The sequence below is a fragment of the Chromobacterium sp. Panama genome (assembly GCF_003052555.1).
GTDB lineage: Bacteria > Pseudomonadota > Gammaproteobacteria > Burkholderiales > Chromobacteriaceae > Chromobacterium.
The window spans coordinates 2,190,927-2,205,981 of the sequence record NZ_QARX01000001.1; the positions used below are offsets into that span (position 1 = coordinate 2,190,927).

The window sequence follows — 15,055 nt, forward strand, 5'->3', positions numbered from 1 at the left end:
TGACAAAGGCCGGCATCCAGCACACCCGAAGAACCGCTAACAAAACCCCTGACCCTGCGTTGCGCCTCCTTGTCATACCACTGGTACTGCCTGCGTCGGCGCGCCTTGGCTCAGCTTCTCTGCGAGGTTTTGTTCGCGGCCCTTAGGTGTGTTTACGATCTAGCGAGCAAGAGCAAGACAAGGCGAAAACGGCTGAGAAAGCGGAGTGTACAAGTGGTACATGAGCATTTCGAAGCCGTTTTCAACGCCGTATCGCCGCAGCGCAGCAGGCATTGAGCAGGTTTTTAGGGATGGCAGCGTCTTGGGGCAGGACGGGCAGGCTCAGGCAGGCCCGTAGCAGCGTGTACGCAGCGGGTTTCATCGGCGTCACCCTTGTCAGCGGTGTCGCACAATCCGTCTCGTTGCGTGACCCCTGATCTCACCCACCCTAGCGCGATGCCAGCCGCTGTTGCAGATAGCGCAGATTGAACACCAAAGCGTGCGCGGCGACGCGGTGGATGCCACGGGTGGCGGCATCGGGGCTGTCCGGGTCAGCGACCGGCGCGCGCGTGGTGGCGAAAGGCGGAATATCAGCCTGCTCCTGGCCGGCATTCTCTGGGGTCACGCTGTCGGGCGCTGTGATGTGCGCCAAATAGGTCAGCAGGCGTGCGATGCCGGCTTGGGCGGCGCCGGTCTGCTTGGCGGCCAGCGCTGAGCGCAGGGGGTTGAATTCGCGCTTGAGCTGGCCGTACACCGCCGGCGCCAGCAGGCTCAGGCTGTAATCGTCATCGCGGTACCAGCTTTCGATTTCGGTCCACAACTGCGCGCTGAAGTCCTGGGCGTCGAAAGGCTCGCTCACCGCCAACACCGGCGCCAGCAGCGGCAGCCAGCGGCCGTCGGCCCGTTCTATGGCGGCGATTTCCGCCTTGATGGCTGGGTCATCGGTGTCGATGGCGTAGCTGCCGGGGAACTGATCGTTCCCGGAAAAACCCAGCAGGGTGGCGATTCTGACCCCGGGCAGCTCCGGGCGCAGGATGGCGAAGTCGGCGGGCCCGGTATTCGGCGGTATGCCATAGGGTTCACCGGTGGGATAAGGCTGCCAGCCGTAGCTGGCGCTGCCCTCGCCTTGTTTGAAGTTCGGAATCCAAGCCTCAGGCGTGCGCAGGTATTGATCCCCTCCACTAACGATGAGTTTGACACCAGCTCGCATACGTTTATACCACTCAGCCATCGCCGCCTCGTCCACTTCCTTGTTGCCGGTTTTTTTAGGAAACTCCTCGTCTTCCGGAATGATAAAGGCCTGGATCGGCACGCAGCAGATATGGAAATAATTGATGCTCTGTGCCGCCTGCGGGCCATTGCTCAGGCGATAGCGATAGCTGAGCGTTTGCTCGGCGCCGGTGGCTAGGGTGCTGCGCAGCCGCGGCTGGATCTTGTTCTGCAACACATAGCGGAAGGTTCTGAGCTGGTCTTCGTCCGGGTCGTATTCGCTGACCTGCCAGACATCCTGGCCGGGCAGCTGGGTAAGGCTGTTCTGCACGGGGGCAGGGGGCGCGTTGTCTTGGGCCAGCGCGGGCAGGCTCAGGCAGGCCACCAGCAGTACATCGTGTGCGCTCAGTTTCATGGGGTTCCCTCTTTCTTGGCGGGTTTGGCCTTGGCTTTGGCGGGCTTTACTTGGCGTTCAGCCTGCTCGGTAGCAGCTTTGGCCTGGCCGGTGGCTGTGGTCTTCCTGGTTTCGGCTAGTTTCACCCAGCCGCCCTTGTCCCGACACTTTTGCTCGACGCCATTGGGGGCGACGCCCTCCAGGTAAACATGCAGATGCTCCACATCATTGGGCGGCCCGGCGTGCCACAGAATTTTGGTGCTGGGCAGCCGCCGGTTCAGGGTGTTGGGGTCGTCGGACTTGACGCACTGATCGTTATAAACGGCTGCCTTGGTTTTCGGGAGGATGTCCCGGGTACTCAGATCTACCGCGGTGCCGGCGCCATGATCGAAGTGCGACGGCCACCATTCGCCGGAGATGTCGAACAGGCCGCCCCAGGGCAGCGCGGCGTCATTGACCCCCACCGCTTTCCAGCCGAATTTATTCATCGCCTCAATCATGGTTTCCAGGTTTTTGATGGATTGCCTGGTCAAGTGATGCCGCTGCTCATGTTTTTCATTGCGGCCGCCAATCAACTGGGCCATGCCAGTGGCGGGGGTATAGGGTTCCAGATTGGGCACCTTCACGGTGACGACTCCTTCGGAACTGTTGCAGCCAGGCTGCACGCATTCCGCCTTCAGGCGGTGAATGCCGGCGAATTCCGGGGCGGAGAAAAACAAGGGGATTTGGCCTTGGGCATCGCTGCGCAGCGTGGTGACGACTTCTCCCTGCTGGTTGGCTCTGAGTTCGGTTTTCCCCTGAAACAGCGCACCCAGCGGACGCGGGCCTGTGTGCTTGCTTTTGGGGTGGCTCCCGCTGTCTTCTTCCACGGTCTGAGTCAGTTTGACTGCTTGGCCGGCCAGCGGCTTGCCGTCGCCGCCCAACACTCGCACCCTAACCCGGCCTTGCCAGGGCAGCAGCTTGGCCGGGTCGAGGCGGTGTATATTCTTGTTCTCCTCCTTGCTCTTATACGCAGCCTGGCCCTTGAGCTTGCCCTGGCGCTTGAAGGCAAAAGGCGCGCCAACGCCTGCCGGCTTGAGTTCCGTCGGGACATCGATGTGAATGACTTTGGATGAGGAGCGCCGGCACCATTGTTGTTGAGCGTCCAGCACATAGCCGGCCTCGCAGGCTTTGACGCATTGGCTCGGCCCAGCCCTGGGGCGCGGCGGCTCGGGCGGCGGCGCCAGCGGCTGGCCATGGTCATCTAGCCGGGCCGGCGGCGGAAAACCATTGTCCTGCGGGCCTCTGTCGGCGGTGGCGGCCGCGCGGGCCGGGGCGATGCCGGAGCCGGATACGGGCGTATCCTGCCCGGTCGTCAGGCAGCGGGCGGGCGTGGCCGCCTTCTTATCTTCGTCCCGATCTTGCGCCTGTACTGGCAGGGCTGGGGCGATGACCACCCAGATCAGCGCGCCCAACAGTATCTTTCCATGAGGTCGCATGGCGTTTTTCCTGTATCAGCGGCTGGTCTCATCCTGCAGGCGGATGGTGTATTCCGAGATGGCCAGGCTCAGAATGGGCTGGGACAGCAGCGTTTTCCGGTCCACCACCAGCCGCCAGTTGCCACGATCCGGTTGGCGAAAAAAGGCGACGACGCCCAGATACTGCGTTTCCTGAGACAACGGCATGCTGGTGCGCACGCCGGTGCTGGGGGCGACGGTAAAACTATCCGCGGACAGCGCGTCATAGGCCAGCACAGCCTGGTCCTGATCAAGCAAGGTCTGATAGAGGGCGTTGTCAAAAGCGCCGCGCTGTCTCAGTTGGTAGAGTCGCACTCTGACTGAGAGCGGATTACCCAGATCGTCGGCATTGGCGGTGTTGTCCGCGACAATGCCGATCTTGAGAACGTCCTGTTTTTTGGGGAAAAGGGTTCGATAGGCGTTGCTGGCGGCTTCGGGCAGCGCTTGTATGATGCTGCAGCCGGTCAGAAACAAGACGAGGTGAAGCGCGACAAGGTATCGGAACATAAGCCCTCCAGGAATATGATGAAGGAAGCGATACGGCCAAGCCGGCCTCAGTCGAGCATTTAAATTTCGTAGGGTCAAGGCAGCGCGGTCGCACGGTTCTCCGCACCCAAGTCAAGGCAAACGCGCCATTGGGCGCCTCGAAAAACCGTCATGAGCAGTTCAAATGAAAAGCATGCCTTTCTTGCGCGCCACGGCCGGCATGCCCCATTGGCGCCGGCCATGTCTCTATCAAACGCGGCCTTATCCTCCGGCGCCGCCGCATGGCGGCTCGGCTCCCGCACCGGTCTCTCCCACACCCTGCCAGTACCGTATCCACGACGAGGTCCACAAGCTTGTCCTCGCCTTCCAGGCTTTTTTCAGCCGTGTTCGCCGCTCGCGAGATTTTGAACAGGTTCTAAGCAGAAACCCGCCTCGCGGCGGGTTTCATCACTCAAGCTTCCGGCGGCTCAGGGCTTGCGCTTGCCCTCCAGCCACGCCATCAGATCCCGGCTGCGCTGCAACTGGTGCATCGCCTCCACGTGGCGGTACAGGTTCAACTGCCGCCCGGCCACGCCCAGCAAGATCTCCAGATAGTTGAAAAAGCCGCGGCGCAAGCCGTTGCGGTGGCTGCGGTCGCTGTGGTCCATATCTCTGGCAATGCGCAGCAGCAAGCCGCGGCCGGCGTCCAGCTCATTGCTTTTCAGCCACAGCGCCAGGTGCGCGGCGTACTAGCGGCCCAGCATGCAGGCCTCGGCGTAATCCTCGGGTTCGGCCGGCTGCCAGTAATGCGGATGATTGCGGCCCGGAATGAAGCGGACAAAAGGCAGGCGGGTTGCCTTGGTTTCCACGGAAACACAGCGGTACTGCGAGCGCCGCAGCGCCGGCTGTTGCGGGGGAACGCTGTCCTGCTGGACGGCGGGATCCTTGGAATGGGATGGAGTGGATTCGATGTTGGGCATCGGACGGACTGGCTTCGCCATTGCAACCTCCTTAAATGAAGGGCCTGGCCGCTAGACGCGGCAAGGCGGGCACATGACAAGGCTGGTCTCACCGGTATCTTGGTCCGGCGCGCCCATGGGGCGCCCCTGCCATGGCCCGCCCAAATAGGCAAAGCAATAGCAACCGGACACGAAAATGCCGCTTTCGCGGCGTGTCCGCCAAGATACAAACTCAGGAGACCAGTCCCGGCGCTGTTTGTGTGGCAGCGCGGGGACCATTGTTGGCTAGATGGCGGGGGGAGTCAAGCAGGAAAGGTTAAACAGTCTTTTTATTCAATCAACCACACACCCTCAAACACCCACTTAAACCACCACACAAATAAAATTCAGCTTTTTATAAACCCTTTACTTCTGGCATCTTCCTCCCCCCAGTAAGCAGCATCAGCATAAAATGCTCGATGCTCTACAGAAAGAAGCAAATCGAGGTCTAAGTTTCTAAGAAGACTATATCTTTCTATAAGCCTCTTAAATTTCTCCTCCCCAATCGCAGTAATGCCATTATAAAACAACAAGACAATTTCATAAGAAGACAGCTGAGCCCGAAAAAGACTTGCATAAAACCTCTTTTCCGTATCAGAAATCCCACTTGCCTTATCAATGTAATCAACAACGTAATACATATTTCTAAAGTAGTGATGCAACTCACTACCGTACTCCTTCGTCACCCTCTCAGCAGCAGCAGCCGCAACCCCACGGGTGTCATTCAGCTCAGCATATTTTGGCAAAATGGTTCTTTGCGCCCCTTTTAAAGCCTTATAATCTTTCTTCATCAAACCAAAAATATGATAAAAACAAGCCTTCCCTTTCGCCTCAATAAAATCATTTTTTCTAGAAATTCTAGATGAAATCCTATCCCTTACATAGGGTGGCACACTGCGACCTTCACCCTCCCCCATATTATAATACACCGCAGCCGCAACAATCTCTCTATGCCCTGCCAAAAGTTGAAAGAAATTATTTTCAAACTTTTGCCTATTATCTTTTTTGAATTGAAAATAAAAACTCAATGCAAAAAGCACTGAAGACAAAGCTGAAAAGAGCGCCCCAAACGATCCAAATGCATCCCCGCTTTGACCTCTCAAGGCTGCGGCTTCAGACGTCGACAACTTGCTCAAACTCTCACCAGTTAATCGCTCCGCAATCCAATTACTTCCAAAGAAGGAAAAATATATCCAAATGGTAAAAACAAAAGCAATGGCGACCAAAAACCACACCATTTCACTTCTAATCAAACTTCTAAAAAGATCACGAAATGCATCAAATATCTTCTTCATTACGCACTCCAAAAGGAACATGCACTGATGGAGTAAATTTAGAAGTTGAGGCCAGATGAGAAAGCTGATCATCAAAAAATATATGAGGCTTCAAAACATCCATTACAACTCCCTTATCGATCCCTCCCAAAAAAAACGCGTCATTAATCATCACCCCCCACTCCCTCATCGTAACCACAACTCTTTCATGCGCAGGTGCGTCCCTAGCTGTTACTATAGATATTCTTAATCTAGGCTCATAACTAGCATCAACTTTAGCGCGATCCATTTCAACACTTTGTATTCTAGCCAAACCTTCTAGCAATGACTTCAACAGGCCAGGGGCCAATGCTTTTTCCGCATTAGCCTTCTCATGACTTCTAAAACTAGCCAAACCACCTGCCGCATACTCCTTTTCGGCTTCATCGCTTGCCAAAACACCATCGAAGTCAAACGCCACTCGAATCTCTGCCTCATCAGACAAACTGCCATAGTCAGTATCTGACTTCACAACCAAGCCAGCAGGGTGCCCCTGCGCTATTGCATCCCGAACATCACCCTCATTTCCAGAGAGAAAAAGGCTAATATTAAATGCAGGAATATAATTAAACGCAGACCGCCCTTGCAAAAAAACAGCCCTTGTTATAGGCAAGTCATAATGAGCAATACTCCTAAACACTCGAAAACCAGTATCCGGATCATTGCGCGACAGTAAGATAACTTCAACGAGAGGATCACTCTCAGTCACCTTATTTAAGGACAACAAACCCTTTATAAATTGAAACGCCACCCCCTTATCCAATATTTTATCTTGATTTCTTCTTTGATATTTTCGATATGCCTCTTCTCCTTTAGTTTTAAAGACCTTATCTGATGCTGTTAAATCAAACAATGCACTCGATGCAACTCCAATTACCAACTTATTTTTCAAATCATATGGCATACGCAATCCCGAAAAGAAAGCACGCCTTACGGCGTGCTCAAAAGAATATTTTTTAGTTATTTAAGCTTGGCCAACTGCACCTTAATCTTGTCCAGCTTGTCGTTCAACTCGGCCAACTGCGCCTTGTCGCGCTCCACCAGGTGGGCCGGAGCTTTGTCGACATAGCCCGGCTTTTCCAGCTTGGCGGTGAGCTTGGCCAGTTCGGCTTCCGCCTTGCCTTGCTCTTTGCTCAGGCGCGCGGTTTCCGCGGCCTTGTCCACTTCCACTTTCAACATCAGGCGGGCGTCGCCGGAGATGGCCACCGGGGCGTCGTCTTCCGGCAGCGCGGCCACGATGGAGCCTTCGGTCAGCCGCGCCAGCAGCTTGAGGTAAGGCACGAAGTCCGCCACCGTGGCGTCGCCGGTTTCGATGAACAGCGGCGCTTTGACGGCCGGGCCGATGCCCATTTCGCCGCGCAGATTGCGCACCGCGTTGACCATGTCCTTGAACGCGTCCATGCGGGTGTTGGCGGCGGCGTTGATCTTGCCGGCGTCCGCCACCGGCCACGGGGCCAGCATGATGGACGGGGTGGTCTTGGCGTTGGCCAGCGGGGCCACGGTCTGCCACAGCTCTTCGGTGATGAAGGGCATCAGCGGGTGGGTCAGGCGCAGCGCCACTTCCAGTACGCGGACGATGGTGCGGCGGGTGGCGCGCTGCTGGGCTTCGTTGCCGGTTTGCAGTTGCACCTTGGCCAGTTCCACGTACCAGTCGCAGTACTCGTTCCAGATGAATTCGTAGATGGTCTGGGCGGCGATGTCGAAGCGGTAGGTTTCCAGCGCGTTGGTGACGTCGATCTCGGCCTGTTGCAGGCGGCCGATGATCCACTGGTCAACAAAGCTGTACTCCAGCGGCAGGCTTTCATCCTGGCCGCAGTCCTTGCCTTCCACGTTCATCATCACGAAGCGGGTGGCGTTCCACAGCTTGTTGCAGAAGTTGCGGTAGCCTTCGGCGCGTTTGAAGTCGAAGTTGACGCTGCGGCCCAGGGTGGCGTAGCTGGCCATGGTGAAGCGCAGCGCGTCGGTGCCGTAAGCCGGGATGCCTTCCGGGAACAGCTTTTCCGTGGCCTTGGCGATGGCCGGGGCTTTTTCCGGGCGGCGCAGGCCGGTGGTGCGCTTGGCCACCAGCGGTTCCAGCGCGATGCCGTCGATCAGGTCCACCGGGTCGATGACGTTGCCCTCGGACTTGGACATCTTCTTGCCTTCGTGGTCGCGCACCATGCCGTGGATGTACACGTCGCGGAACGGGACCTTGCCGGTGAAGTGCTTGGTCATCATGATCATCCGGGCCACCCAGAAGAAGATGATTTCGTAGCCGGTTACCAGCACGTTGGAGGTGAGGAAGGCGCGCAGTTCGGGGGTGTCTTGCGGCCAGCCCAGGGTGGAGAACGGCACCAGGGCGGAGCTGAACCAGGTGTCCAGCACGTCTTGTTCGCGGCGCAGGGTCTTGCCCGGCGCTTGCGCCTGGGCGTCGGCCTCGCTGCGGGCCACGTAGATATTGCCGTCTTCGTCGTACCAGGCCGGGATTTGGTGGCCCCACCACAGTTGGCGGCTGATGCACCAGTCCTGGATGTTCTTCATCCACTGGTTGTAGGTGTTGACCCAGTTTTCCGGGATGAAGCGCACTTCGCCGCTTTCCACGGCTTCAATCGCCTTGGCGGCGATGGACTGGCCGGTGGGATCCGGATTGCCGTCTTTGTCCAGCGCCACTTTGTCCATGGCGACGAACCATTGGTCGGTCAGCAGCGGTTCGATCACGGTGCCGGTGCGGTCGCCGCGCGGAACCATCAGTTTGTGCGGCTTGGCGTCCAGCAGATAGCCCTGGGCTTGCAGGTCCGCCAGCATGGCTTTGCGCGCGTCCTGGGTGCTGAGGCCGGCGTAGGCGGCCGGCAGTTCGATCACGCCCTGGGCGCTGCCGTCGAAGCCGAAGATTTGCGCCTTGGCCAGGATTTTGGCTTCCAGGCTCATCACGTTGATGAGCTGGGTGCTGTGGCGCTTGCCCACTTGGTAGTCATTGAAGTCGTGCGCCGGGGTGATCTTGACGAAGCCGGTGCCGAATTCTTTGTCCACGTATTCGTCGGCGATCACCGGGATCTGGCGGCCGGTGAGCGGCAGTTCCAGCTGCTTGCCCAGCAGGTGCTGATAGCGCTCGTCGTCCGGGGCGATGGCCACGGCCACGTCGCCCAGCAGGGTTTCCGGGCGGGTGGTGGCGACGGTGACGAACTCGTCGCTACCCACCACCGGGTATTTGATGTGCCACATGTGGCCGTCTTCTTCCTCGGAAACCACTTCGAGGTCGGAGATGGCGGTGCCCAGCTTGGAGTCCCAGTTGGACAGGCGCTTGCCGCGGTAGATCAGGCCTTGTTCGAACAGGCGGACGAAGACTTCGGTCACCACTTCGGCGCGGGTGTCGTCCATGGTGAAGTATTCACGGTCCCAATCCACGGAGCAGCCGACGCGGCGCATCTGGCTGGTGATGGTGCCGCCGGACTGCTCTTTCCATTCCCACACTTTGGAGGTGAAGGCGTCGCGGCCCAGGTCGTGGCGGTTGACGCCCTGCTCGGCCAGTTGGCGCTCCACCACGATCTGGGTGGCGATGCCGGCGTGGTCGGTGCCGGGCACCCACAAGGTGTTGTCGCCCTTCATCCGGTAATACCGGGTCAGACCGTCCATAATAGTCTGATTGAAGGCGTGGCCCATGTGCAGGGTGCCGGTCACATTGGGCGGCGGCAGCTGGATGGCGAAGGACGGTTTGGCGGTGTCCATGCTGGGCTTGAAGTAGCCGGCCTGTTCCCACTGATCGTACCAGCGACGTTCGATGTCGCCGGGTTCAAAGCTTTTGGCAAGTTCCATGGTGATGAATCGTAGTTCTTCTAGAATGGAAAAAATGGGTCGATTATACCCGGTTTTGGAGTGTTCTCCGAGAGCCGGCGCGGGCGGATCAGGCGGTAGGCAAGGGATATGCGGACGATGAGCGAAGAAACGCGTGTTTTGGTGATTGAAGACAGCATGGTGTTGATCCGCCCCTTGTGCCGCATGGTGGAGGAAATCGGCCTTACGCCGGTGCCGGTGTGTTCGCTGCTGGAGGTGCGCGAGGCGCTGACGTCCGGCCAGCATTTCCTCGCCGCGGTGGCGGATTACAATTTGCCGGATTCGCCCGGCGGCGAGCATTTGCCTTTGCTGTTTCAAGAGGCCATCCCCACCATCGTGCTGACTTCGCGCACCGACGGCGAGGTGCGCGACCGCATCTTGCAGCTGCCGGTGGTGGATTACGTCAGCAAGGAAAGCCCGGCGGCCTTTGATTACGTGATGCGGATGCTGACCCGCATCCGCAAGAATCCGGGCATCAAGGTGCTGGTGGTGGACGATTCCGCGTCCTACCGCCAGTTTCTGCGCGAGAACCTGGAGCGCCACCGCTATCAGGTGCTGGAGGCGGAGGACGCCAAGCAGGCGCTGGAGATTTTGCACCGCGACAAGCACATCAAGCTGGTGCTGAGCGACAACGACATGCCTGGCATGGACGGGGTGCGCATGACCAGCACGATACGCCGCTTCCTGGATCACGACCGCCTGGCCATCATCGGCATTTCCGGCAACCAGGACCCCACCATGACCACGCGCTTCATCAAGGCCGGGGCGGACGACTTTCTGCAAAAGCCGTTTAACTTTGAGGAGTTCTTCTGCCGCGTCACCCGCAATGTGGAGTTTGTGGAGAATCTGGAATCCCTGAAGGAAACCGCGGACCGCGACCCGCTGACCAATTTGTCCAACCGCCGGCATTTTTTTGAGCAGGTGATGCAGTTGAAGAACGGCTACGGGGTGGCGGTGCTGGACATCGATCACTTCAAGCGGGTGAACGATCAATACGGCCACGATGTGGGCGATCAGGTAATCTGCAACACCGCGCGGCTGATGGAGCAGTTTTTCCCGGACGGCATCGTGGCGCGCTTTGGCGGCGAGGAGTTCGTGATTCTCAGCCCCAGCCCCATCGAGCTGGACATGGTGTGCCGGCTGGAGAGCCTGCGCCTGGCGATAGAGGGCTGTATTCTGACCACCGCCAAGGGCGGGCTGCGCTACACGGTGAGCATAGGCGTGGCGGCGTCCGACATGCCCGAGGTCAGCCGGCTGCTGAAGCTGGCGGACGAGCGGCTGTATCACGCCAAGCAGCACGGCCGCAATCAGGTGTGCGGCGGCTGAGAGCCGGTTCGCAATCCGCTGCGCGCCGCGAGGCCGGGCGCGGCGGCCCGCCCCCGCCCGAATGGCCAGTTCGGCGTTTTTTTGCGCCGGGACGCCGCCTATAATGACATCGCTTTTTCCGTTCCTCGCGCGCGGCCCCGCGCTTCTCCCGGAGCCGGCGTTTCAACCGGACATCCGCCATGAGTCATCATCACCCGCACGGTCCAGGCTGCGCCTGCTGCACTCTTCCCTTGTTGGCTCAGCTGCACGATGAGCTGTTTGAGCGGCCGGACTGGCAAGATGAGGCCAAACGGCTGATCCGCCAGCAGGAAAAACGGTTGTTGCCGCCCTCGCCGCCGCAGACGCTGATCATTTACGGCGGGCCCATCCATACCCTGGCCAGCAGCGGGAGGCAGACGGTGGACGCCGTCGGCATCGCCAAGGGCCGCATCGTGGCGACGGGTTCGCGCGAGGAGGTGCGGCAGGCCATGGCCGCCGCCGGCCATAAGAAACCGGAGGAGATGTCGCTGGAAGGCGGCACCCTGCTGCCCGGCTTCGTCGATCCCCACATGCATATCCTGCCCAGCGCCTTGTTCTCGTCCTGGCAATACGTGGGCGCGTTCTCCGGCCAGACGCTGAAGCCGGATTACAACATCGCCGGGGTGGTGGACACGGTGCGCGCGGCGCTGGCCGACCCCAAGAAACAGCAAAAGGCCAAGGACGGCGCGGCCTGGGTGCTGGGTTTCGGCCTGGACCCCTCGCTGATGCGGGAGTGGACCGAGCCGGATCTGGACTGGTTCGCCCAGTTTGGCGATCAGACCCCCATTTTCCTGATGAACGCTTCCGGCCATATCGGCTACGCCAACGCGCCGGCGCTGGCCAAGGCCGGCATCAGCCCGGAATGCAAGGGCGTGCTGGTGGAGGAACAGGTGCTGCAGATGATGCCGGCGCTGCCCTCCCCGTCCCCGACCACGCTGCTCGCCAGCATCAGCCAGGTGCTGCACGGCGCGGCCAAGATGGGCAATACCACGCTGTTCGACGCCGGCCTGGGTTCCGGCAAGGGGGTGTTCGAGGTCTTGCTGCTGGACCTGGTAGCCCAGACCGCGTTGAACCCGGTGCGCATCGCCGCCGCGCTGTTTTCCAACGAGACGCGGCAGATGGACGAGTGGACGCGGCTGTTCCGCCCGGACCTGGACGGCATGGAGGACAAGCGCTTCAGCATCAAGGCGCTGAAACTGGTGTCGGACGGTTCCAACCAGGGGCTGACCGGCTATCAGACCGAGGCCTATAAATGCTATCCGCAGCACCAGGTGCCCAATGTGCCGGCCACCGGCCTGTTCAATTTCCGCCCGCCCAGCGCCTTTACCCCGCATTTGCGGCAGGCGGTGGAGCACGGCTGGCCGGCCATGGTGCACGCCAACGGCGACCGCGCCATCGACGAGGTGCTGCAGGCTTACGAGCACGCGCTCAATCACCCGTCCGCGCCGCTGCGCCCGGATTGCGCCGGCGCGCGGCTGCGTCATCGCATCGAACACGCTTCGCTATTGACCGACGAACACATTTCCCAGATGGCGCAGCTGCAGTTGTCGCCCAGTTTTTTGATCGGCCACGTCGGCTATTGGGGCCACGCCTTCCAGCAGACCATTCTGGGCGAGGCGCGCGCCAAGCTGCTGGACCGCTGTCTGTCCGCCAAGCGCGCCGGCCTGCGCATCAGCCTGCATTCGGATCACTTCGTCACCCCGCTGGGCGGCTTGCGCATGATGGAGCAGGCGATTTTCCGCGTGATGGAGGCGGCGCCGGAACAGGCCGGCGGCAAGCCGGCGCTGAACCCGGCGGAACGGCTGGACCGGCTCAGCGCCTTGCGCGCGGTGACGCTGGACGCCGCCTGGCAATGCCATATGGACCACGTCGTGGGTTCGCTTGAGCCCGGCAAGCTGGCGGATCTGGTGGTGCTGGAGCAGGACCCGCTGGACCCGGCGGTGAGCAATCTGCGCGATATCGCGGTGCTGCAGACCTGGCGCTCCGGCGCGCCGGTGTATCTGAACGCCAAGCTGGGTTGCGCGACGGAGTCGGCGCCGCCGGTCTGAGGCGCGCGGCGGCGCAAGGGCCCGGCGCGGGCCGGGCCTTGCTCAGCTTTTGTCAGCCTGGCGCTCTTGCCATCGGCATACAATTCGCCCTGTGCGCGGCGCCGCCGCGCCGTCCCGACGCCATGCACAGGAGCGCCCATGTCCCTTCCCCATCAACCCGGCTGCGCGTGCTGCACGCTGCCCCGGCTGTCCACTCAGCTGGACGCCTTGCAACATCACAACTGGACCGAAAGCCTGTCCGGCCTGATCCGCGTCGCCGCCGAGCGCGCCAAGCTGGCGCTGCATCAGGACGCGGCCATTTTCCACGGCGGCCCCATCTACACGCTGCAAGGCGGACAGCCCGGCCGGGTGGAAGCGCTGGGCGTCGCCCACGGCAAGGTGGTGTCGGTGGGCAGCCTGCGGCAGGTGGAGGCCGATATGCAGGCCCAGCCGCGCGCGGAGCGGATCGATCTGCGCGGCAAGACCCTGCTGCCGGGCATGGTGGACCCGCATATGCACATCCTGCCCAGCGCGTTGTACCGCAACTGGGTCAATCTGAGCCCCTTCGAGGATCAGATCCTGCGCCCGGGCTACAATCTGGGCTGGATTGCCGAGAAGCTGCGCAACGAGCTGACCGCCCGGCACGGCCACGCGCGCGCCGACGCGCCGCAATGGCTGACCGGCTTTGGCGTGGACCCTTCGCTGATGACGGAATGGCAGGAGCCGGATCAGCCCTTTCTGGACCAGATCAGCACCGAGACGCCCATCTTCCTGATCAACGCCTCCGGCCACCTGGGTTACGCCAACTCCCCGGCGATGAAGCTGGCCGGGCTGGACCCCGACACCAAGGGAGTCACCACCGAGGCCGACGTCGGCAAGGTGCTGGCGGTGATTCCCGGCCTGGCCGCTCCGCACTTGCTGAGCAAGCTGCAGGAAATCCTGCACGAGGCCGCGTCCAGAGGCATGACCACGCTGTTCGACGCCGGCCTGGGCGCAGCCATGGGCCAGCTGGAAATCACGCTGCTGCGCGCCTTCGCCCAAAGCCCGCTGGCGCCGGTGCGCATCGGCGCGGCGCTGTACTCCAACCAGGACTGGCTGCAAGAGCAGTGGCTGCACACCTTCCAGCCCAATCACATTCCGCACGACGACGACCGCTTCAGCATCCGCGCGCTCAAGCTGATCGCCGATGGCTCCAATCAGGGCCTGACCGGCTACCAATCGCAAGACTATTGCTGCGCGGATCAGCACAGCGTGCCCAATGTCTCTCCGCGCGGCCTGTTCAACTTCGAGCCGCCCATCACCTTCGCCGCCCAGTTGCAGCGCGCGCTGAACGCCGGCTGGCCGGTGCTGGTGCACGCCAACGGCGATCAGGCGGTGGATTACGTGCTGGCCGCCTTCGAACTGGCGCTATACGACGAAAACGCCAAGGACGGCGCGCCCAATCCCAAGCTGGCGCTGCGCTCGCGCATTGAACACGCCTCGCTGCTGAGCGACGCCAGCATCGCCACCATGGCGCGGCTGAAGCTGTCGCCCAGCTTCCTGATCGGCCACGTCGGTTACTGGGGTCACACCTTCAAGACCACCATCCTGGGCCGCGAGCGCGCCCAGATGCTGGATCGCTGTCAGTCCGCGCTCAAGGCCGGCCTGCGCATCAGCCTGCATTCGGATCACTTCGTGTCGCCGCTGGGCACGCTGCGGATGATGGAACAGGCGGTAACGCGGGTGATGGAGGCGGACCCGGAGCGGCAGGCGCTGAATCCGGCGGAGTGTCTGGACCGGCTCTCCGCGCTGCGCGCGGTGACGCTGGACGCCGCCTGGCAGTGCCATATGGACCACATCGTCGGCTCGCTGGAACCGGGCAAACTGGCGGACCTGGCCATCCTGGAACAGGACCCGCTGGACCCGGCGGTGCCGGCCGGATCGCTGCGCGACATCCCGGTGCATCAAACCTGGCTGGCCGGCAAGCCGGTCTTCCACAATCCCAAGACGCACTGAGCGGCGCCATCACGCAAAATAAAAC

The 15,055-nt window shown here is 60.9% G+C and carries 11 protein-coding genes; 3 read left to right on the top strand and 8 right to left on the bottom strand.

Features of this window, described 5'->3' with window-relative positions:
* Positions 1 to 427: 427 nt before the first annotated feature.
* The 8 genes from DB032_RS09880 to DB032_RS09915 form a co-directional block, all read right to left on the bottom strand.
* A complete protein-coding gene (locus DB032_RS09880; protein WP_107799332.1) occupies positions 428 to 1,603 on the bottom strand; it encodes a hypothetical protein in 1,176 nt (391 codons plus the stop codon).
* Positions 1,600 to 3,036 (bottom strand): hypothetical protein, encoded by a 1,437-nt coding sequence (locus DB032_RS09885; RefSeq protein WP_107799333.1) that lies wholly within the window; start codon positions 3,034 to 3,036, stop codon positions 1,600 to 1,602. Before DB032_RS09885 ends, DB032_RS09880 begins: the two co-directional genes overlap by 4 nt.
* A 39-nt stretch (positions 3,037 to 3,075) precedes the next feature.
* The gene (gene tssJ, locus DB032_RS09890; protein WP_107799334.1) at positions 3,076 to 3,585 is read right to left on the bottom strand and encodes a type VI secretion system lipoprotein TssJ; all 510 of its coding nucleotides are present in this window, start codon (positions 3,583 to 3,585) and stop codon (positions 3,076 to 3,078) included.
* Between the two features lie 446 nt (positions 3,586 to 4,031).
* Positions 4,032 to 4,211 (bottom strand): hypothetical protein, encoded by a 180-nt coding sequence (locus DB032_RS09895; RefSeq protein WP_146176638.1) that lies wholly within the window; start codon positions 4,209 to 4,211, stop codon positions 4,032 to 4,034.
* 81 nt (positions 4,212 to 4,292) lie between these two features.
* Positions 4,293 to 4,544, bottom strand: coding sequence for a hypothetical protein (locus DB032_RS09900; protein WP_146176639.1), 252 nt, complete (start codon positions 4,542 to 4,544; stop codon positions 4,293 to 4,295).
* Positions 4,545 to 4,888: 344 nt separating this feature from the next.
* Positions 4,889 to 5,836, bottom strand: coding sequence for a putative phage abortive infection protein (locus DB032_RS09905; RefSeq protein WP_158274278.1), 948 nt, complete (start codon positions 5,834 to 5,836; stop codon positions 4,889 to 4,891).
* Complete coding sequence (locus tag DB032_RS09910) at positions 5,820 to 6,758, bottom strand: 5'-nucleotidase (RefSeq protein ID WP_107799338.1); 939 nt, start codon at positions 6,756 to 6,758, stop codon at positions 5,820 to 5,822. Before DB032_RS09910 ends, DB032_RS09905 begins: the two co-directional genes overlap by 17 nt.
* A 56-nt stretch (positions 6,759 to 6,814) precedes the next feature.
* A complete protein-coding gene (locus tag DB032_RS09915) occupies positions 6,815 to 9,646 on the bottom strand; it encodes a valine--tRNA ligase (RefSeq protein WP_107799339.1) in 2,832 nt (943 codons plus the stop codon).
* Positions 9,647 to 9,763: 117 nt separating this feature from the next.
* Between DB032_RS09915 and DB032_RS09920 the strand changes: the two genes are divergently transcribed.
* From DB032_RS09920 to DB032_RS09930, 3 genes are all read left to right on the top strand, one after another.
* Positions 9,764 to 10,990, top strand: a complete 1,227-nt coding sequence (locus DB032_RS09920; RefSeq protein ID WP_107801778.1) for a diguanylate cyclase — start codon at positions 9,764 to 9,766, stop codon at positions 10,988 to 10,990.
* Positions 10,991 to 11,169: 179 nt separating this feature from the next.
* Positions 11,170 to 13,056, top strand: coding sequence for an amidohydrolase (locus tag DB032_RS09925; RefSeq protein ID WP_107799340.1), 1,887 nt, complete (start codon positions 11,170 to 11,172; stop codon positions 13,054 to 13,056).
* Positions 13,057 to 13,194: 138 nt separating this feature from the next.
* Positions 13,195 to 15,030, top strand: a complete 1,836-nt coding sequence (locus DB032_RS09930) for an amidohydrolase (RefSeq protein ID WP_107799341.1) — start codon at positions 13,195 to 13,197, stop codon at positions 15,028 to 15,030.
* Positions 15,031 to 15,055 lie beyond the last annotated feature (25 nt).